Raw genomic sequence first — 19637 nt, forward strand, 5'->3', positions numbered from 1 at the left:
AAGATCGATTACGCTGATAAATCGTAGCACAGCACTCTAGGAGAGAGGTTGTATGGATGCATAAGGGGAAGGGGCTGTTGAAGAAATACAACATGCCAACCTAAGGCGCACTCAACCTCGACTCCTTCGTCGCTGGGGTGCGAGTGTATGCGAAACTGCCCAGGGTTCCTAGCTACTTGAGTAGCCAATTCTTTACCTTGCGCTGCCAGTGCGTGGGAATGGCTTGGGCAGCATGGCTCAGTACAGGCATTCCTCGTAAGTAGCTCAAGGCACCTACCGTGCGGGCTTGCAGAGGAGGGGGGCGCGATGTGCAGGGATAGGCGCTGTGCATCGGGCAGCATGTCGGTACTGGGGTGGTGTTGTGGGAATCCTGCAAGGTAGTGATGAAGGTAGCTCCAGCCATCTGCTGCTTTAAAGCTGGGGGGGGCGAGTGGCTGCTTTGGTGCGTTGCCAGTGCAAAAGTGCTGGCTGCGGATGTGGTTAAAGAAATCAATCCATGTCGTAGGCGCTCCGCTCCAGGGGCAGACCCAACTCCAGGGGCGTCCTGTAACGCGTTCGGCAAAGGCGCCGATATCGGGCACCACCACAGGCAAGCCGGCCTGCAGTACTGCGCTCAGGGTGTAGCTATAGGTTTCGGGCCACTGGGCGGGGAACCACACCGCATCGGGTTGTAGCCACTGCAGCAGGCCGGGCAGGTCTTCATCCTGGTATTCGCCGTGCACCGTCAGGCGTGCGCGGGGCTGGGTTTGCAGGTGGCGGTAGCAGTAGCCCAGCAGGTGCAGCTCCAGAGGGGTGTTGCGCTTGGCGGCTTCGAGGGCCACGGCTTCGAGGACATCGGCGCCCTTGATGACGCTGAGCGCGCCAATGACGACGATTTTGAGGGGGCGTGCACCTTGGAGGGGGGCTGGCTGGGGTTCGGGCAGCTGTGTGTCGGGGGTGATGTCGGTGTGCGGAGCGGTCAATACCTTGGCTGCTGGCGCAAAGGCGGCAATGCGCCGGGCGCAGTCGTGGCTGGGGGCGAATACGTGGCGTGCGCCATTCAGTAGTTCGGCGTTGGCGCCGCGCCATTGGGCGACGGTGCCAAAAAGCGGCTCTGTCATGCTGGGGGGGCAGCAGCCGCATTGGCCTGGGGCGGGTTCGGTCACCAGGTGGCCGCTGTTGCCTGTGAGGCTGATGTGGGTGCAGTAGCTGTAATAGTCGTGTGCCGTGAAGTCGTAGGGTACGCCTAGCAGTGCGGCGAGTTCACGTACTTCGGTACCGTGGCCGAGCAGGTGGTGGTAGTGCACGTGGCAGATGCCCAGGGTGCGCAGTATGTGCAGCAGGTCGTCGAACTGGTCTGCCAGGCGGAAGGTGAGCTCAAAGCCTTCGTTTGCAGCGGTCATGCGCAGCAGCACGCTGGCGTTAGGCGCTGGCGTGAGCGTGAGAAATTGTGCCTGTGCCGCCAGGTGCTGCGCCAGTTCCCGTACGTGGCGCAGCGTGCCACCTGCGCGGTTGTGCAGCACGGCAAGAATGGTGGGCAGGCCACTTGTTTGCAGGCGTGCCATGTCCAGCCGCAGGCGGTAGGGGCGGGCCGGATCGGCTTGTACGAATTGGTGGACTTGGTGTGCGTAGCGTGGGTGCAGGCGTGCCAGTGTAGCCATGGCGGCTTGCTCGCGTGGGCTTTTACTGTCGCCAAAGCTCACGCCCCCGGTGTGCAGCACAAAGGTGTCGAGCAAGTGCAGGTTGCGCCAGCCTTTGCTGGCAGCGCGTTGGCAGAAGTCGTTTTCCTCGCCGTAGCCTTTGCCGAAATTTTCCGTGTCGAACAGACCCACTTCGAGCAGACTGTCGCGGCGGATGTACATGCAAAAGCCTACGCCGGTGGGCACATCCACCACCACGCCGGGGTTGGTGTGGGCGCACAAGGCATCGAGGTGCGCCGTGTCGTAACCGGGGGGCAGGGGATTGTCCTGGCAAAAGCGTGGGTAGCTGCAAATGGTGGCGTTGGTCGAGAGGGGGGTGACGCTGGCGATGCGCTGGTCGCCGTAGGCGGCGGCACGGATGCGGTCGAGCCAGTCGTTGGCGACTTCGGTGTCGCTGTTGAGCAATAAAACGTCGTTGTCGCCAGACAGTGCCATCCCCCGGTTGACGGTGCCGACAAAGCCCAGGTTTTCGGTGTTTTCCAGCAGGGTGATGCGCTGGTCTTGCGCTGCGCGTTCGCGCAGCCAGGCGGTGACTTCGGGTTCCGGGCTGCAATCGTTGATGACGATGAGGCGATACGGCGTACGTGTGGGTGCCGCCAGGACGGAGTCTATGCACAGGCGGGTATCGCTCAGGCTGCGATAGACCGGCACGATGATGTCCACCGGGTGTGGGGGGCAGGGCAGGGGCGTGGCCGGTGGAGCCGATGGGGCCGGGGCGGGGCTGCGGCCCAGTAGGCGGTCGAGGCGCATCTTGGCGTGTACCAGTGGGCGCGTGGCCCGAAAGATGGTGGAGTTTTCGAGGTTTTGCAGGTGCTGCGCCAGTTGCTGGTATTCCGTTTGCAGGCGGGTATGGGCCTGGGTGAGGGTGTGGCGGTGCTGGCGGAGCTCCTGGTTTTGGGCTTGGGCAGCAGAAAGAGCCGCACCAAGTGATGTATTGGCGTGTTGTAGTTGTGCCTGGGTGTTGGCGAGCCGCTCGTGTGTATCAGCCTGGGAGCTCTCTAGAGTCAGGATGCGGTCTTGTAGTGGCTTGACGGTGCTAGACAATATGGCGTAATCGGCTGACATCGGCCAGCCAAGCTCTACCTCCAGGTGGGTGCTGCTTGCCACTTGGGCGGGGGGGGCTGCGAGGATAAACCAGGGGTCGTCACCGGTGAGCAGAAGCAGCAGTGCGTCACTTACGCTGGGCAAGAGGGCCTGCGCAACGATCTGGCTGGGAGGGGCTGGAGACCACAGGGCAGAGGGGCCATCGCTGGCTTGCCAGTGCCAGCAGATGTCGCCACCTGCGGTGCGCAAGGTCAGGCGATGCAGGTGTAGGAACCCCGGGCGATCCGCTGGATCGAGCCGGAGTTGGGTGGTGGGGCCTGGTGGTAGTTCAAAGCGCAGGATTTGTCGCGCTTGGCCGATGGTGCCGGTGCAGGTGAGTTTGCGCTCTTCGTCGAAGCCATCAGCCTGGCCGAGGTACAGCTGAGCGGTGAAATGTGCGGTGCCAGGCCAGGGGGGGGCGTCGGCCAGGGGCGGCTCTACCTGTGCTGCTGGCTGGGCGCAGCCGATGAATTGGTAGGTGAGCGCATCGGGACTCGCAAGCAGGTGCCGTGCCATGGCTGGCGGCAGGCTGTCGAATGCGACGCGAAATTCCGATTCCGGCAGGGTGCGCTCGATGGTGTCGATTTGGGTGATTTTCCAGCGCTGGCTGCCTAAAAAACGGCTGAGGGAGCGGCGGGTGAAAAAGCGCAGGTGGGTGCGGTCAAGAATACCTTCGTTACGGTATTCGAATTCGCCCAAAAGAAGTTCCGCCAGTAAGCCGCTATAGCCGGCGTTGGGGACGGAAAAGAACAGTTGGCCATCGGGCGCGAGCAGCTCGCGGCAGGCTTGGAGTATGCGTTCGGGATGGCTCAGGTGCTCCAGCACATCGGCGCAGACGATGGCTGTGTAGCTTTTGCGAGGGAACAGTTGCAGCAGGTCGGCGGTTTCCAGGTCGGCGACGATCATCTGGCGGTAGTGTGGGCGTGCCTGTGCCGCTTCGGCTTCGCTCCAGGTCAAGCCGTCACTGGTGCAATTGCGGGTGCGTGCCAGATACTCGCCCAGGGCGCCGCTGCCGCAGCCCAGGTCAAGCACCTGGGCTGCCGGGGGGATCAGCTGCGCCAGCACCGTCAGCGAAGTGCGGTCGTGGGCATCGATGGTGCGGGAATAAACATGCAACTCGTCATTGTTCTGCGTCATCCCTGAATTATCCCCAATGCAGGGATGATGTACGCGCTCTATCTGGCGGGCTGCATTTCCTTACTGCGCTTGGATCATCGTCCCGCAAGCCTGCGCCGTCAGAATCGTCAGCAGCATCGCGTGCGGCACGCGGCCATCGACGATGTGCACGGTTTTTACCCCGGCCTTGGCGGCGTCCATGGCGCCGGCGAGCTTGGGCAACATGCCGCCTGAGATGGTGCCGTCGGCCACCAGGGCGTCGATGTGGGCTGGGGTCAGCTGCGTCAGCAACTGGCCTTGCTTGTCGAGCACGCCCGGAATGTTGGTCAGAAGCAGGAGTTTTTCGGCCTGCAGCGTGGTTGCCAGTTGGCTGGCGACGACGTCGGCGTTGATGTTGTAGCTTTCATTGTCAGTGCCGAAGCCGATGGGGCTGATGACGGGGATGAAGCCGCTTTGTTGCAGCGTCTGGATCACGCCGGGGTTGATGGCGACGATGTCGCCAACCTGGCCGACGTCGTGTTCGATGTTCGGATCCTGGAGGTCGCGCAGCCGTAGTTTTTGTGCCTGGATGAGGGCGCCGTCGCGGCCACTCAGGCCCACGGCCTTGCCGCCAGCCTGGTGGATGAGGCCGACGATTTCTTGTTGCACCTCGCCGGCCAGCACCCATTGCACCACGCCCATGGTTTCGGCGTCGGTCACGCGCATTCCCTGGATGAACTGGCCTTTTTTCCCCAGGCGCTGCAGGGCGTTTTCAATCTGCGGGCCGCCGCCGTGCACCACCACCGGGCGAATGCCCAGCACCTGCAGCAGCACGATGTCGTGCGCAAAGGCGCGCTGCAAGGCCGGCTCGGTCATGGCGTTGCCGCCGTACTTGATGACCATGGTTTTACCCTGGTACTGCTGGAGGTAGGGCAGGGCCTGGGCCAGGATGGCGGCGTGGTCTTGGGGGGCGATGGTGTTCATGGGCAGACTCGCAGGATGGGTGGGCGGTGTTTCAAGGCTGGAACCAACCGGGTACTTTAAAACGAATGATGGCCAGGTAGGCCAGCACGTAGCAGACGATGAACAGCAGCGTCAGGGCAATCAAGACCACGGTGTTGCCGCGAAAAATGACGGCGGGTACGACGGTGAATAGGGCAAAGGCCCAGAGGTAGGGCGAGGTGCGGTTGTTGCGCTTGAGCATACGCCGTGCGATGTCTTCGTCGAAGGTGCGGCGCACGATGCGGCGGTAGATCAGCTGATGGAAGTGCAGTGCGTCGGCAACGCCGGGGGAGATGCCGCGCGCCAGCTTGCGGTAGGCGGAAAAACAGGTTTCCCAAATCGGATAGATCAGCAGCAGGACGGGGAACCAGGGCGAGATGCCGGCGTTGCGCTGCACCAGGTACAGGCAGGCCATGGCGATCACCGTACCCCAGATGTAGGCGCCGCCGTCGCCGGCGAACAGCAGGCCTTTGGGATAATTCCAGAGCAGGAAGCCGCCGGTGGCAGCGGCGGTACTGAGCAGCAGGGCTGCCAGGGTGCGGTCGCCCACCTGCAGGGCGACGTGGGCCAGGGCCAGGCAGATGATGAGGGCCACCATGCCGGCGAGGCCGTTGTAGCCATCGATGATGTTGAAGGCGTGGGGCAGGCCCGCCACGGCCAGCAGGGCAATGCCGATGCCGAGCCAGGGCAGGGGCTGCAGCAGGTATTGGTCGATCCAGGGAATGTCGAGTTCTGTCACGCGCAGCTGCAGCAGCAGCACGGCGAGCAGGCCGCTGAGCGCGGTGAGGAGCAGGCGGTAACGCACAGACAGGCGCTGCGTGATGTCTTCGGCGATACCGCCGCAGGCGCTGGGCAGCAGGGCGATGAACCAAAAAACCGCCCACTCCCCCATGCGCAGCGAGGCGGGATCGTCCCACAGGGTGGAGGCGATGCCCAGCAGCCAGCTCAAACCCATGCCGAACACGATGGCGAGCCCGCCGAGCCGGGGTACGTGGCCGTGGTGAAAACGCTGGGGCATATCGTGCCCGTACTGCCGTGCGTGATGGCGTGCAAACCGGATGATGGCCCCTGCTACAAGCGCAGCGGTCAAAAAGGCGATGAGTGAAAGCCAGATCATGAAGCGGTGGTCGTTTTCTCGGGGGCGTGGCGCAGTTGCTGGGCGGCTTTATACACGGGCGAGCGCCACAGTCGCATCAGGCTGCGCACATGCCACCAGAAAGGGCGCCAGGCGCGGCGGCTGGCGCGTTGGCCGGTGTGCTCGATGTGCGCTGGCGCACGTGCCAGCTGCAGTCCCTGCAGGCGCAGGCGCAGGCACAGATCGACGTCCTCGCCGTACATGAAGTAGCCCTCATCGAACCCGCCCAGGGCCTGCCAGACGCTGCGCCGCAGTACCAGGCAGGCGCCGTTGACCCACTCCACCGTGGCCGGTGGCGCCGGGTGGCAGCGCAGCCTGCGCCGCAGTACCTGCCAGGGGCTGGGCAGGCTGCGTTCGCTATCCTGGTGCCGGCCTTGGGCATCGAGCTGCAGTGGGTAGGCACAGCCGACGCTGGTTTGGGCGGCCGTTTGCATCAGGGCGGGGAACGGATCGGTGGCGTGCAGCTTGACGTCGGGGTTCAGAATGCAGACGAAGGGCTCGGTGGCGCCCGCCAGCGCCCGGTTGTGGTTCGGGCCAAAGCCCAGGGGGTGGGTGTTGTGGCGCAGTTCGAGCACAAACGGCCAGCCGCCTGTGGGCGCTTGCGGCGGTGGCTCAGGGATGTTGAGTGTCAGGATGACGCGTGCAATGCCGGCGCCGCTGTATTGGGCCAGGCCCAGGAGCAGTTCCTGCACCAGGGGGCCGTGGCCGTGGCTGACGATGGAGACGGCCAGCGTCGGGCGTAAATCCGTAGCGTGCATGGCTGTGCTCACACCCCGCGTGCGCGCTCGGTCTTGAACTGCGCCCGGAAGGCGGCAAAGCGCCCGGCGTCGAGTGCATCGCGCACTTCCTGCATCAAATTCAGGTAGTAATGCAGGTTGTGGATGGTGGTGAGCATGGGCCCGAGCATCTCGCCGCAGCGTTCGAGGTGGTGCAGGTAGGCGCGGCTAAAGCCGCCGCGCCCGCCGTCGTCCCAGGCCACGCCGTCCTTGCCGGCGCAGGCGTAGCAGGTGCAGCTGCTGTCCAGGGGCTGGTGGTCGGTCTTGTGGCGGGCGTTGCGGATTTTGAGGTCGCCGTAGCGCGTGAAAACGGTGCCGTTGCGCGCGTTGCGGGTGGGCATGACGCAGTCGAACATGTCCACGCCGCAGGCCACGCCTTCGACCAGGTCTTCGGGCGTGCCCACGCCCATGAGGTAGCGCGGCTTGTGCTTGGGTAGGCGGTGCGGCGTGTGCGCCATGATCTGCAGCATCTGCTCCTTGGGCTCGCCCACGGAGACGCCGCCCACGGCGTAGCCGGGAAAGTCCATCGCCACCAGGGCTTCGAGCGACTCCTGGCGCAGGTGCTCGAACATGCCGCCTTGCACAATGCCAAAGAGCGCGTTCGGATTTGCCAGGCGCTCGAATTCGGCCTTGGACCGCGCGGCCCAGCGCCGGCTCATTTCCATGCTTTTGCGCGCCTCGGCTTCGGTCGTCAGGTGGCCGTTGGTTTCATACGGCGTGCATTCGTCGAGCTGCATGACGATGTCGGAATTCAAAATCGTCTGGATCTGCATACTCACCTCGGGTGACATGAAGAGCTTGTCGCCGTTCACGGGTGAGGCAAAGTGCACGCCCTCTTCGGTGATCTTGCGCATGGCGCCCAGGCTCCAGACCTGAAAGCCGCCCGAATCGGTGAGGATGGGCTTGTCCCATTTTTCAAAGCCGTGCAGGCCGCCAAAGCTCTGCATCACATCCAGGCCGGGGCGCATCCATAGGTGGAAGGTGTTGCCGAGGATGATTTGCGCCCCCATGTCGGTCAGGCTTTGCGGCATCACGCCCTTGACGGTGCCGTAGGTGCCCACGGGCATGAAAATGGGGGTTTGCACCACGCCGTGGTTGAGCGTGAGGCGGCCACGGCGCGCGTGGCTGCTGGGGTCGGTGGCGAGCAGGTCGAATTGCAACATAGGGGCGTGATTTTCCCAGACTGTGGCCGGCCCTGGCCTACACTGGTTTTCAGACACTTTGATGACCACAGGAGGATAGAGCGATGCTGAGAATTTTGGTTGCCGTCGATGGTTCCGAGTTGGCGCTGGACGCCGTGCGCCACGCCACCATGCTGCTGCGCCGGGGCGGCCTGCAGGCTACGCTGGTGCTCGGCCATGTGCAAGAGGAAGCTTCGCTGCTGGAGCTGGCGACACACGGCGCCGACACCATGGCAGCGGCCAGTGTCGAGGCGGCGCAGGATCTGCTCGCCTCCGCCATTGCGCTGGTGGAGGCCGCAGGCGTGGGCTACGAAACCGAAATCGGCCTGGGCAGCGTCGCTGCCACCCTGGTCGATATGGCCGAGCGCTGCGGCTGCGATGCCCTCATCATCGGCGCGCGCGGCCTGGGCGGCCTGCGCGGCACGCTGCTGGGCTCGGTGTCGCAGGCGCTGATTCAGCACAGCCCGGTGCCGGTGACCGTGGTCAAGCACCCGGAGCCCGAGGATTTAGGCTGAGCACCCAGGTCAGCGCAGGGCGCGGAACAAGTCCTTGGGCCCGCCCGCGCTGGGCACCAGGGCGATGTCGTGGCCCAGCTGCCATTCCTGGGCCAGGCGCTGCACCAGGCACAGGGCGGCGTGGTCTTCCAGGGCAAAGCCCACCGAATCGAACAGCGTGATGTCGGCCGCACTCTGGCGCCCTGGTGCCTGGCCCGAGAGCACCTGCCAGAGTTCGGTCACTGGGTGCTCGGCGGGTAGCTGCTGGATTTCGCCCTCGATGCGCGTTTGCGGCGCGTATTCGACGAAGATGCGCGCCGCCCGCAGCACCTCGGGCGGCAGCTCGGTCTTGCCGGGGCAGTCGCCGCCAATGGCGTTCAGGTGCTGGCCGGGCGTGAGCTGGGCGGTGCCGAACAGGGCCGCGTGCGCCTTGGCCGCCGTGGCGGTGGTGATGATGTCGGCGCCCGCGATGGCCTCGTCAATGCTGGCCGCGAGGGTGATGTGCACTGGCAGCCCCAGCGCTGCCAGGTTGCGCTGCAGCTTGGCGCTGGCCTGCGGGTCCGGGTCGTACAGGCGCAGCTGCGTGATGCCCAGCAGGGTGTGAAACGCCAGGGCCTGGAATTCGCCCTGGGCGCCGTTGCCGATCAGGGCCATGCAGCGGCTGTCCGGGCGCGCCAGAACCCGTGCCGCCAGGGCCGAGGTGGCGGCGGTGCGCAGGGCGGTGAGCAAGGTGGCCTCGGCCAGCAGCAGCGGCGTGCCGGTGGCCATGTCGGCGAGCACGCCAAAGGCCATCACCGTGGGCAGGCCCTGCGCCGGGTTGCCGGGGTGGCCGTTGACGAATTTGAAGCTGTAGCGGGCGCCGTCGGAGATCGGCATCAGCTCGATCACGCCCTGGGCGCAGTGGTGCGCCAGGCGGGCGTTTTTCTCGAACGCCGGCCAGCGCTGAAAATCTGCCTCGATCTGCGCCGCCAGCTGGCGCAGGAAGTCGGCTGGGCCAACGTTGCGAACGAGTTGGGCGAGGGTGGGGAGGTCGAGCAGGCGGGTCATGGCGGCAGGGGCGGAAGTCCATCCTGCGGCCATTGTGGCCCCGGGGCGCGCTTTATGGCATGGAAGACACGTAGGCCACCAGGGCTTCGATGTCCTGGTCGCTCAGCAGCTTGACGTTGGGCGTCATGATGGAGTTCACGCGCACGTTGGTGCCGGCGCGGTAGCGCTGCAAAGTGGTGCGCAGGTATTCGTCTTGCTGGCCGGCGATGCGCGCCACCTGGTCGCTGCCGCGCCCGGCGTTGCCGTGGCAGCGAAAGCAGTTCTTGTTGAAGATGTCTGCGCCCCGGTCGGCCAGGGGTTTGTTGCTGCTGGGCTTGTGGACCACTTCCTGCGCTGCGTAGAACAAGACCATGCCGATTTTTTCGTCGTTGTTCATGGCGCGGATCATGCCTTCCATGAACTCGTAGCGGCGCCGGCCATCGCTGAACTGGCGGATCTGCTCCATCAGGTAGGCGGGGTTCTGCCCGGCCAGATTGGGCACGCTCGATTTGGTGCTGTTGCCGCCCTCGCCATGGCAGTTGGCGCACACGGCGGCCACCTTGCGCCCGGTTTTGTACAGCTGGTCAGCCAGCTGCGGGTTGCTCATGGCCTCTTTGAAGCGGGTGTCCAGGTCGGGTTTGGGGCCTGCTGCTGCGGCCGGCTGCCACACCGCCACCGCCATCAATGCCGCCGCCAAAACCCCTCGTATCCGCTGGACCATGGTGAAACCCTTTTGAAAAAAAGGGGATTCTAGTCCTGGCTGCGGTGGGTTCTGGCTTCGAGTAGAGCCTGGGCCAGCTCGGCAAACCCGGCGCCGCGCGCGCTCGGCGTGACGTAGCGCGGCAGATGGGCCAGTTGCGGCACAAAGCGTGCAATGTTGGCCACGCCCACGCTGTGCGGGAAGCGCTCGAACATCTTCTGGTCGTTGGTCGAGTCGCCGATGTACACCCAGCGCTCGATCTCGGCCGCCAGGTCACGCCCGAGCAGCTCGCGCACGAGCCACTCGGCACCCACCCATTTGTCGTGCGCGCCGAACCAGCCGTTGATGTGGATGCTGCTGACGGTGGCGTTCATGCCGGCGGCGCGCATGATGTGCACGCAGGCGTCGATGGCAGCTTGCGGCAGCTGGGTGAATTCGCTGTGGTCGATGGCGATGTCGCACTCGCGCCCGGGTGAATCCGTGGCGCGGTGCGCGCCCGGCACCTGGGCCTCGATGGTGGCCAGCACCTGCTGCATCCGCGTGTACTGCGCGGCGCGCGTGGCGGCATCCTGTTGGTATATTTTTGATAGCTGCTCGCGCTTGTCTGGTGCGCCTTGCAGCCCATTTTGGCTTGAATTTTGTGGCAGCAGCGCGCAGGCCCCGTTCTCGGCCACGATGGCGTCCACCGGCCAGCTCGTGGCAAAGGGCGCACTCCAACCCACCGGGCGGCCGGTAATGGGGATGACGTGCAGGCCGGCGGCCTTTAAATCGGCTAATGCCTGCAGCGCATCGGGCGTGATGGCGCCGTCGGTGGTCAGGGTGTCGTCGATGTCGGTGAGCACGCCTTGTATCGGTGTGCGGGTGTTTTCGGGCCACTGGCTGAGGGCTTGCATCATTGTTTCGCCAACTCGATGATGGCTCGGTAAAACTTGTCGGATCCGTCTTTTGGGTTGTCCGGTGCCAGTTCCATGCGATTTACGTCTTGCTCTACATTGGCCTTAAAGCGCTGCGGCACTACGGAAAAATAGTATGGGGCAATGAAACGTGCGCCGGCATTCATGTGGGTCTGCATGGCGGCAAGATGCACGCCTTCACGTTTCCATTGCTGTGGGTTGAACTCAGGCACACCATAGCCGGTAATTTTGCGCTGGGCGATGAAGGAATTCATCCATGGGCTGTTGGTGGCTCCGCCATACATGTTCAATCCTTGTTTCCATCGGGTATTGCCTTGCAGGGTGGTGTCGACAGCAAATAGCTGATGGTTCCAGGATGAATTCACATTGGGGACGATCTGATGTGAGTACAGCTTGTCTGCCGGTAGCCCTGCTTTCACGGCGCGCTCGTAAAACCCATCCAGGAAGGCATAGACCTGAGCTGCGCGGTAGGCATTCCAGTCGCGCGCTAGCGGGTTGTAGTAGACGTCCTGCAGGGGCTTGGGCATGTCCATGTACGTACGGATGCCGGGCAGTATTTTTTCAGTTGAGTTCAGGTTCTTCAGCCCCGTCGGTGTGCGCGAGCTGGTACGCGACTGGTCGCGCGGAACGACCACGAATTCGCGCTCAGCCAGCAGGGAGCGGCCCTGCTGCGAGTGGGCAATAACCTGCGCAATATGCCTGCCGGGGCGCAGGCCGGTGTAGTCGTAGTCGATGCGGTAGCCCGTGTTGGGCGATGTGACCTCGGCCAGGGCACGATAGACGTCCAGTCGGTTCAGGTAGCGGCCGATGGTGTCCGACGGCTTGCCATCGACATACAGCTCCAGCCGCTGGATGGCGTTGTCGGGATCCCAGAGCCAGCCGCCCAGCGGCAGGGTGCCAGCGGCATAGGTGTCGTAATGCTCTCCAAAGCTCTGTAGTGTCTCGGTGCGGATGTCCTTGGAGGGTGCGGGAACATCACCAAAGCTGCCGTAACGTAATCCGGTACGCTGGTGCAGCTCATCCGTCGTTTGGTACTTGGCCTGCAGCCACTGTCTAAAACCGGCGACTGACTGCGGGCTGTAGTCGGTCGTGCGCATCGTGACGGCCATGCCCATGCCGTTTTCGAAGTCGGGGAACATCTGGTGCAGTTCGCCCAGGAGGTTGATGGCGACGATGCGTCGCTGCACTGCAGTAGGTAGTGATGCAATGCGTTTGGCAACCAGCTCTAGTGCCTCGAATCGGTATTTGTTGACGGGTATTGTTGGGTCAGTGGACAGGGTGTAAGGCAGGATGGGGTAGCCGAAGTAGCCCAGCTGTGGCACTGTGCCATCGCGCAACTGCATCAGATTTTGCGGGTCTTGTGCCAAGGTTTTTGACAACGGTCCGACGGTGTCGAAATGATCTGCGGCCAGATAGATCACCACCGGACGCTTAATGTCGCGGACGAGCTGTAGGGCTGCATCAATCCGGTTTGCGTCGATGTGCCAACTGCCATTAGGTGCTTTTTGGTAGAGGCCCAGCAGTTGCAGCGTCAGGGTGAAGCCCACCTGCGTTCGCCCCTTGGGGCCGCCGGGCTCCAGGGTATCGAGTAGGCGCATGACGGCAGCTGCCCCGTTGCGTTTATGCGAACGACAGAACGACTCCGCTGCGTGGATGTCAGTGATGCGTGCATTTTTCGTAGCCTCATCGCAGAGATACATGCCCTCGATGGTGGGGGCGATGATGAATGGCTGGTGGGCTGGTTGCTGGGGTGGCTGTGCCCATGCGGGCGCTACCGCCAGGAGGGCGGCGAACAATGCTGCGGGGATAGCGGAAGGCTGGAGGGTCATTGGGCGTCTTGCTCCTGCGTTTGCAGCGACAGACTTAGCGGCTCCGTGGGCACGTTGCTCACGTCGTAGTGCAGAAAGGCAATGAGGAACTGGATGCCGACCAGAACCGGCAAGGCGGCCAGCATCACGGTGCCGCTGGTGGCCGGGCTGTGGGTCAGTGAACTGTCCAGCCAGCGGGCAACGCCAAACGCAGTGCCCGCGATCACCAGCAGCACGCCGCAGATGCTGTAGAGCGAGCCCACGTTGAAGTCGCGCACCAGGTAGTTGTAGACATACCTGCGCCATAGCCGCGAGCAATGCTTGCGCAAGAATTCGGGCAGCACCTTGCCGACCTTCAGGTTGGATTCCTCGTCGGCATAGACCGAATCCATGGGCACGTCCCTGACCACGGCGCGCAGCGTGTTCAGGCGGAACAGCATGTCGCTCTCGAAGAAATAGCGGCGCTCCAGCTTGTCCAGCGGCAGTTCTGCCAGCACGCAGGTGCGCACCGCGGTGTAGCCATTGGTTGGATCCATCACGTTCCAGTAGCCGCAGCTGAGCTTGGTCAGGAAGGACAGCACTGCGTTCCCGAAGAGCCGTACGGGCGGCATGCCCTGGACCGATTCGGGGCGGAAGAAGCGGTTGCCCTTGGTGTAGTCCGCCCTGCCTTGCAGCAGCGGACGCACGAACAGGGGCAGCAAGGCGGGATCCATCTGCCCATCGCCGTCGATCTTGACGACGATGTCCATGCCGTCCTCGACCGCCGCCTTGTAGGCTGTGACGATGGCGCCGCCGACGCCGCGGTTCTCCGGGTTGTAGAGCACACGCACGCGCGGGTCGCGGTTGTGTTCCTCGATGAAGCGGCCACTGCCGTCTGGGCAGGCATCGTCCACGGCGTAGATGGTCTCCACCTCGGGGCCGATGGCGGAAATCACCCACAGCACATGCTGGGTGACTTTGTAGCAGGGGATGGCGACGGCAATACGCATCATCAGGTTCGAATCCTCAACTCGTGGAGGCCAGCGCCACGCCGGCCATGATCAGTACGCCGCCCGCCAACGTGCGCCAGTGCAGGGGTTCGCCCAGGAATGCCCAGGCCAGTGTGGGCACGATCAGGAAGGCCAGCCCCATGAAGGGGTAGGCCAGGTGCAGTGGCGCGTGGCGCAGCACCCAGACCCAGCCAAGGGTTGTGAAGCCGTACAGGGCCAGCGAGGCGATCAGCCAGCCGTTGGTCACCAGCGCCATGAGGGAAAGTGTTTCGGGTAGGGCGGCGGCGGCTTTTTTGAACAGGAGTTGGCCGATGGAAATGCAAATAACACAGGCCAGGGTTTGGAGAGTGAGGATTAGGGGCATGTGGGATGGGTAAGACGGCTTAGCGTCAGGCTCGGGTCTGATGGTGCAGCATGAGCGTGGGGAATAGGTGTGTAGATTTTTGGTATGGGGTGTTTCACCGAATGTCATCTGCCCTGTAGGGGTTGATGGGGCGGCCATTTGTGATCAAGGCGTGCGTGGCCTCTGGCATGCTTGAGCGCAGCAATTGCGCGCCATGCCACTGCACTAACGTACCTGCCGGGCAGTGGAACACAAGGTTCAGATTGCCTGATGCGGCAGGGCGCAGCGCGCCGTTGCCCCGGATGGCGTACATGTGCGGTTTGCCGTCCAGATTTATATGAAGAATGGGGCGGGGCACATACCAACTGGTTTCTGGTGCAGGCTGTTCCAGGGAGATGTTGACAGCCATGCATTGGTGGCTGGATTTGGGTGCGGCGACGGTGAGCTTGAGCCGCCAGATGCCATCTATGAAATTCAGTGACTGATTCACGGTCAGTGGAATGGATAGCGTGCCGGGGGTGGCGGTGAGCACCCAGGTGTCTTCCGCCGCCATCCGGGCATTCGACATGCTCGGTGCGCCTACGGCGTCGCGGCCCAGCACCAACTCGGTGGGGCCGGGGCGCGCCGGATCCATGGACCAGGACATGTTTCTGGCAGCCGAACGGCTGAGCGCTCCTGTCGCGGCCATGAGTACGCCGACCAGGGTTATAGCGGCCAGGGCTTGCAGCATGTGGCGCAGGCCGGGGCGCTGAATGCGGGTGCAGATCAGTCGAGCCATGATGGCGATGCCGACAGCGGCAAGCGGCATCAGCAGCCAATCCATCAAAAATATGTTGTAGCGGATGTTGTAGAGCACCGGCAGCAGTTGCCCGGCCATACCCAATGCGAGCAGCAGGATGAAGGCGCTCATGCCCAGGCGTCGCGCTGCGCCGCCGTCTTCGTTGGGCAATGCTGCGTTCAGGTGCTGATGTTGTTGGGCAGACCATCGTCGCCAGGCAAGGCAGGCAGCGGCACCCAAGATGCTCAGCCATTCAAATACGCGGAACTGCCGCAGCTTGGGGCGCATGAAAGTGTCTTCAGGGCCGTAGAACATCCAGGCTTTGAATTTGAACCAGAAGAACGCCACGTTGTCCTGCAGCGAGGTGGACTGGACGATGCTGAGCGCTGCGCGGGACTGAATATGGTCGGAACGGGCGCGTAGCGGATGGCCTGCGGTAGTCGGGTCGGCCTCTTGGGTGACGATGCCTGCGTCGTATTCAAAGCCGCTAAATACCGGCTCCAGCCCCATCTTGAATGGGCTTATGCCATAGAGCAGGCCAGAACCAGCGCCAGTGCTGATACCCCAGTGGTTAAAGTACACCCCGTTTTTCACCACGGTCAATGCTGGCGGCAACAGGGCTAGAGCCAGGGCAAGCACGGCGTGTCGATTGACAACCCGATCCCAGCCAGCAAGCCGGTACGGCTTGATGTGACGCACCATGAGCAGGCCCAGCAGGCCGACGAATGTCAGGATGGCATACAACTGGAGCACGGGCCTTACGAGCAGCGTTGCGGCCAGCCCTGTGGCCGCCAGGGCCAGCCAGCACAGGCACCGATGATCGGTCAGTACATATTCCGTCAGTCCTGTCAAGAACAGCAATAGCCCGAACATGTAGGGTGGTTCGGTCAGCACCTGGGGGATGTAGCTTGCCAGTTCGGGAAAGTGAACCAGCAGACCCGTGGCCACCATGCCTGCAATCAAACCGCCCAGGCGGGAGGCTAGCTGCCACATTAAGGGGACGGCCAGCAGGTAAAGGGCGCTGTTGGCCACTTGTGTGATGACAGGGTTGGCTCCCCAAATGGCTGGCCAGATGTAGCCTAGCGGCGCGACGTGGATGCTTGACGCATCGGCAGTCATGAACGACCAAGGGTCGGACAGGAAAAGGCGTGCGCTGGGCAGGTACGTCCAATAGGCATCGCCATTGAGTTCCGCTCCCGGCGGCGGGAAGTAGCGGATGACCTGCCGCATGGCTGTCGTTAGCATCCAGGCCAGCCAGACGGTTGAAAATAAAAGTCGCAGTTGCTCCTGCGGGCGCTGAGCCATAGATGGCTTCACATCCCCTGCAGCGCCAGCCCCGCATGTTCGCGCAGCGGATGGAAGTGAATCTTCGGAAACCGCTCCTGCGCCAGCCGCACGTCGTACGGGCTGGTACACAGGTAGGCCAGGGTGTTGGCCGCGTCGTGCGCCAGGCGTAGCGGGTAGGCGGCCTCGAATTCGCGCAGCTCGGCCGGTGTGTCGGCGGTGATCCAGCGCGCGCCGGTGTACTGGCAGCTCTCCAGGCGCACGTCGCAGTCGTACTCGGTTTTCAGGCGGTGCTGCACCACCTCAAACTGCAGTTGGCCGACGGCGCCCAGCAGCATATTGCCGCCGGCATCGGGCTTGAAGACCTGGATGGCGCCTTCCTCGCCCAGCTCCATCAGGCCCTGCTGCAGCTGCTTGGAGCGCAGCGGGTTCTTCAGCACCACGGTCATGAACAGCTCGGGGGCGAAGAAGGGCAGGCCGGTGAACTGCAGCGCCGGGCCGTCGGTGATGCTGTCGCCCAGCTGCACGCCGCCGTGGATGGTGAAGCCGATGATGTCGCCGGCGTAGGCTTCATCGACGGCCTCGCGCCGCTGGCTCATGAAGGTGACGACGCTGGTGGGGCGCAGCTCCTTGCCGGTGCGCTGCACCTTCATCTTCATACCCGGGGTGTATTTGCCGCTGGCCACGCGCACGAAGGCGATGCGGTCGCGGTGGTTGGCATCCATGTTGGCCTGCACCTTGAAGACCACGCCGGTAAAGCCCTTGTCCTCGGGGTGGATGGTGACCTGCTCGCGCTCGCGGTTCACCTCGCGGTAGGCGATGCGCGCGCCCGGTGGCGGCGACATATCGACCACGGCGTTGAGCACCTCCTGCACACCAAAATTGTTCACGCCCGAGCCGAAGAACACGGGGGTGAGGCGCGCGGCCAGGAACTCCTGGTGGTCCCAGGCGATGGAGGCGCCCACGGCCAGCTCCATGCTCTCGATGGCGTCGTCGAACGCCTGGCCAAAGCGCGCGCGCAGCTTGTCCACCTCGCTCAAAGGGATGGCCTCGAAATCCTCCGGGCGTTTTTCACTGCCGGGCTGGAACACCGTCATGCTCTGCGTGCGCAGGTCGATGATGCCGCCGAAGCTCTTGCCCTGGCCTACCGGCCAGGTGATGGGGCAGCAGGGCATACCCAGCTCGCGTTCCACCTCGTCGAGGATGTCCAGCGGGTCGCGCACCTCGCGGTCCATCTTGTTGACGAAGGTGATGATGGGCGTGTCGCGCTGGCGGCAAACCTCGATCAGGCGGCGCGTCTGCGCTTCCACGCCGTTGGCGGCGTCGATCACCATCAGGGCGGAATCGACGGCGGTGAGCACGCGGTAGGTGTCTTCGGAGAAGTCCTTGTGGCCGGGCGTGTCCAGCAGGTTGATGACGTGCTCGCGGTAGCTCATCTGCATCACGCTCGACGCCACCGAGATGCCGCGCTGCTTCTCGATCTCCATCCAGTCGCTGGTGGCGTGGCGGCTGGCCTTGCGGCCCTTGACGGCGCCGGCGATCTGGATCGCGCCCGAGAACAGCAGCAGCTTTTCCGTCAGCGTGGTTTTACCCGCGTCGGGGTGGGAAATGATGGCGAAGGTGCGGCGGCGGCGGGTTTCGGGGGCGTGGGACACAGTGGCAAGAATTTGGGTGGGCGCGCACGGCCGGGTGGGGCGCGGCTTTTTGAGGGTGAAGGTGCGCGATTTTACCGGTAGGGCCCTCTCGGTATAATTGCCGGCTCCTCCCGAGGAGCGTTGCAGCGTCCCCAGCACAGCGGGGCGTGAGGCTCGGGAGACTTGCATTCGCAACGACGCTCACCCACGCCTGTCCTGTGCGGTGAACCGTGAACTCTCCCCCAGGCGCGTGGCTTTTTTCATTCTTCTTCATGAGGACGCCACCATGAGCGCAGCATTCAAAGCCCACGACTCGGCCATTGCCGACATCACCCTGGCCGCCTGGGGCCGCAAGGAAATCAAGATCGCTGAAACCGAGATGCCCGGCCTGATGGCGGTGCGCGAGGAGTTCGCGGCGCAGCAGCCCCTGAAGGGCGCGCGCATCACCGGCAGCCTGCACATGACGATCCAGACCGCAGTGCTGATCGAGACGCTCAAAGCCCTGGGCGCCGATGTGCGCTGGGCTTCGTGCAACATCTTCTCCACGCAGGACCACGCCGCTGCCGCCATCGCCGCCACGGGCGTGCCGGTGTTCGCCATCAAGGGCGAATCGCTCAAAGACTACTGGGACTACACCCACGCCATTTTTGAATTCGGCCCCAAGGGCGACGCTGCCGAAGGCCCGAACATGATCCTGGACGACGGCGGCGACGCCACCATGCTCATGCACCTGGGCCAGCGCGCCGAGAAGGACCTGTCGGTGCTGGCGAATCCGGGCAGCGAGGAAGAAAAAATCGTCTTCGCCGCGATCAAGGCCAAATTGGCACAAGACCCCACCTGGTACAGCCGCAAGAGCGCGCAGATCATGGGCGTGACGGAAGAAACCACCACCGGCGTGCACCGCTTGAACGAGATGTCGGCCAAGGGCGAGCTGAAGTTCCGCGCCATCAACGTCAACGACTCGGTCACCAAGAGCAAGTTCGACAACCTCTACGGCTGCCGCGAGTCGTTGGTGGACGGCATCAAGCGCGCCACCGACGTCATGATCGCCGGCAAGGTCGCCTGCGTGGCGGGCTATGGCGACGTCGGCAAGGGCTCGGCCCAAGCCCTGCGCGCGCTCTCGGCCCAGGTCTGGGTGACCGAGATCGACCCCATCAACGCCCTGCAGGCGGCCATGGAAGGCTACCGCGTGGTGACCATGGAATACGCCGCAGACAAGTGCGACATCTTCGTGACGACGACCGGCAACCGCGACGTGATTACGTTTGAGCACATGGCGGCCATGAAGAACGAGGCCATCGTCTGCAACATCGGCCACTTCGACAACGAAATCCAGGTGGCCAAGCTCGAAGAACACTGCCAGTGGGAAGAGATCAAGCCCCAGGTCGATCACGTCATCTTCCCGTCTGGCCGCCGCATCATCTTGCTGGCCAAGGGCCGCCTGGTGAACCTGGGCTGCGCCACCGGCCACCCCAGCTTCGTGATGAGCAACTCGTTTGCCAACCAGACGCTGGCGCAGATCGAGCTGTACACGCGCCCCGACGCCTACCAGGTGGGCAAGGTCTACGTGTTGCCCAAGGTGCTCGACGAGAAGGTGGCGCGCCTGCACCTGAAGAAGGTCGGCGCCCAGCTCACCGAGCTGACCGACGCCCAGGCCGCCTACATCGGCGTGGGCAAGAGCGGGCCGTACAAGCCCGATACCTACCGCTATTGAGG

At 63.8% G+C, this 19637-nt stretch carries 15 protein-coding genes and 1 riboswitch; of the genes, 2 read left to right on the forward strand and 13 right to left on the reverse strand.

Annotated features, from left to right (window positions below; all coding sequences use genetic code 11):
* Positions 1–8 precede the first annotated feature (8 nt).
* Genes G7045_RS01385 through tgt form a run of 5 tightly spaced genes read right to left on the reverse strand, consistent with a single transcriptional unit; the run spans position 9 to position 7933 of the window.
* Complete coding sequence (locus tag G7045_RS01385) at positions 9–3899, reverse strand: methyltransferase domain-containing protein (protein ID WP_240919250.1); 3891 nt, start codon at positions 3897–3899, stop codon at positions 9–11.
* A 60-nt stretch (positions 3900–3959) separates the two neighbouring features.
* Entirely contained in the window at positions 3960–4841 is an 882-nt protein-coding gene (gene argB / locus G7045_RS01390) for an acetylglutamate kinase (protein ID WP_166156258.1), read from the reverse strand.
* Between the two features lie 31 nt (positions 4842–4872).
* Positions 4873–5976, reverse strand: coding sequence for a glycosyltransferase (locus tag G7045_RS01395; RefSeq protein WP_166156261.1), 1104 nt, complete (start codon positions 5974–5976; stop codon positions 4873–4875).
* On the reverse strand, positions 5973–6752 hold the full coding sequence (locus G7045_RS01400) for a glycosyltransferase family 2 protein (protein ID WP_166156263.1): 780 nt from the start codon (positions 6750–6752) through the stop codon (positions 5973–5975). Before G7045_RS01400 ends, G7045_RS01395 begins: the two co-directional genes overlap by 4 nt.
* An 8-nt stretch (positions 6753–6760) precedes the next feature.
* Positions 6761–7933, reverse strand: coding sequence for a tRNA guanosine(34) transglycosylase Tgt (gene tgt, locus G7045_RS01405; protein ID WP_166156266.1), 1173 nt, complete (start codon positions 7931–7933; stop codon positions 6761–6763).
* Positions 7934–8016: 83 nt separating this feature from the next.
* Between tgt and G7045_RS01410 the strand changes: the two genes are divergently transcribed.
* Complete coding sequence (locus G7045_RS01410; RefSeq protein ID WP_166156269.1) at positions 8017–8466, forward strand: universal stress protein; 450 nt, start codon at positions 8017–8019, stop codon at positions 8464–8466.
* A 9-nt stretch (positions 8467–8475) separates the two neighbouring features.
* Here the strand turns inward: G7045_RS01410 and G7045_RS01415 are convergent, their stop codons facing one another.
* From G7045_RS01415 to G7045_RS01450, 8 genes are all read right to left on the reverse strand, one after another.
* Positions 8476–9492, reverse strand: a complete 1017-nt coding sequence (locus G7045_RS01415) for an ornithine cyclodeaminase (protein WP_166156272.1) — start codon at positions 9490–9492, stop codon at positions 8476–8478.
* A gap of 52 nt (positions 9493–9544) precedes the next feature.
* The gene (locus G7045_RS01420; RefSeq protein WP_166156275.1) at positions 9545–10192 is read right to left on the reverse strand and encodes a c-type cytochrome; all 648 of its coding nucleotides are present in this window, start codon (positions 10190–10192) and stop codon (positions 9545–9547) included.
* Between the two features lie 29 nt (positions 10193–10221).
* Positions 10222–11064, reverse strand: a complete 843-nt coding sequence (locus tag G7045_RS01425) for an HAD-IIB family hydrolase (protein WP_166160313.1) — start codon at positions 11062–11064, stop codon at positions 10222–10224.
* A complete protein-coding gene (locus tag G7045_RS01430) occupies positions 11064–12914 on the reverse strand; it encodes a hypothetical protein (protein WP_166156278.1) in 1851 nt (616 codons plus the stop codon). The genes G7045_RS01425 and G7045_RS01430 overlap by 1 nt, the downstream gene beginning before the upstream one ends.
* Complete coding sequence (locus tag G7045_RS01435; RefSeq protein ID WP_166160314.1) at positions 12911–13882, reverse strand: glycosyltransferase family 2 protein; 972 nt, start codon at positions 13880–13882, stop codon at positions 12911–12913. Before G7045_RS01435 ends, G7045_RS01430 begins: the two co-directional genes overlap by 4 nt.
* A gap of 16 nt (positions 13883–13898) precedes the next feature.
* Entirely contained in the window at positions 13899–14246 is a 348-nt protein-coding gene (locus G7045_RS01440) for an EamA family transporter (RefSeq protein WP_166156280.1), read from the reverse strand.
* A gap of 94 nt (positions 14247–14340) precedes the next feature.
* Entirely contained in the window at positions 14341–16308 is a 1968-nt protein-coding gene (locus tag G7045_RS01445) for a hypothetical protein (protein ID WP_166156283.1), read from the reverse strand.
* A gap of 8 nt (positions 16309–16316) precedes the next feature.
* Positions 16317–17942: a peptide chain release factor 3 gene (locus G7045_RS01450; RefSeq protein WP_166156285.1), complete on the reverse strand. Its 1626-nt coding sequence runs from the start codon at positions 17940–17942 to the stop codon at positions 16317–16319.
* A 106-nt stretch (positions 17943–18048) separates the two neighbouring features.
* Positions 18049–18131, forward strand: a riboswitch (S-adenosyl-L-homocysteine riboswitch).
* A gap of 76 nt (positions 18132–18207) precedes the next feature.
* On the opposite strand from G7045_RS01450, the gene ahcY reads away from it, so the two are divergent.
* Positions 18208–19635: an adenosylhomocysteinase gene (gene ahcY / locus G7045_RS01455; protein WP_166156287.1), complete on the forward strand. Its 1428-nt coding sequence runs from the start codon at positions 18208–18210 to the stop codon at positions 19633–19635.
* Positions 19636–19637 lie beyond the last annotated feature (2 nt).

Origin of the sequence: Acidovorax sp. HDW3 (genome assembly GCF_011303755.1) — a bacterium.
Classification (GTDB): Bacteria; Pseudomonadota; Gammaproteobacteria; order Burkholderiales; family Burkholderiaceae_C; genus Paenacidovorax.

Bases quoted from the DNA above. Each gene is read 5' to 3' on its own strand.
- G7045_RS01385 (WP_240919250.1), bottom strand. From the start codon at position 3,899: ATGACGCAGAACAATGACGAGTTGCATGTTTATTCCCGCACCATCGAT.
- argB (WP_166156258.1), bottom strand. From the start codon at position 4,841: ATGAACACCATCGCCCCCCAAGACCACGCCGCCATCCTGGCCCAGGCC.
- G7045_RS01395 (WP_166156261.1), bottom strand. From the start codon at position 5,976: ATGATCTGGCTTTCACTCATCGCCTTTTTGACCGCTGCGCTTGTAGCA.
- G7045_RS01400 (WP_166156263.1), bottom strand. From the start codon at position 6,752: ATGCACGCTACGGATTTACGCCCGACGCTGGCCGTCTCCATCGTCAGC.
- tgt (WP_166156266.1), bottom strand. From the start codon at position 7,933: ATGTTGCAATTCGACCTGCTCGCCACCGACCCCAGCAGCCACGCGCGC.
- G7045_RS01410 (WP_166156269.1), top strand. From the start codon at position 8,017: ATGCTGAGAATTTTGGTTGCCGTCGATGGTTCCGAGTTGGCGCTGGAC.
- G7045_RS01415 (WP_166156272.1), bottom strand. From the start codon at position 9,492: ATGACCCGCCTGCTCGACCTCCCCACCCTCGCCCAACTCGTTCGCAAC.
- G7045_RS01420 (WP_166156275.1), bottom strand. From the start codon at position 10,192: ATGGTCCAGCGGATACGAGGGGTTTTGGCGGCGGCATTGATGGCGGTG.
- G7045_RS01425 (WP_166160313.1), bottom strand. From the start codon at position 11,064: ATGCAAGCCCTCAGCCAGTGGCCCGAAAACACCCGCACACCGATACAA.
- G7045_RS01430 (WP_166156278.1), bottom strand. From the start codon at position 12,914: ATGACCCTCCAGCCTTCCGCTATCCCCGCAGCATTGTTCGCCGCCCTC.
- G7045_RS01435 (WP_166160314.1), bottom strand. From the start codon at position 13,882: ATGCGTATTGCCGTCGCCATCCCCTGCTACAAAGTCACCCAGCATGTG.
- G7045_RS01440 (WP_166156280.1), bottom strand. From the start codon at position 14,246: ATGCCCCTAATCCTCACTCTCCAAACCCTGGCCTGTGTTATTTGCATT.
- G7045_RS01445 (WP_166156283.1), bottom strand. From the start codon at position 16,308: ATGGCTCAGCGCCCGCAGGAGCAACTGCGACTTTTATTTTCAACCGTC.
- ahcY (WP_166156287.1), top strand. From the start codon at position 18,208: ATGAGCGCAGCATTCAAAGCCCACGACTCGGCCATTGCCGACATCACC.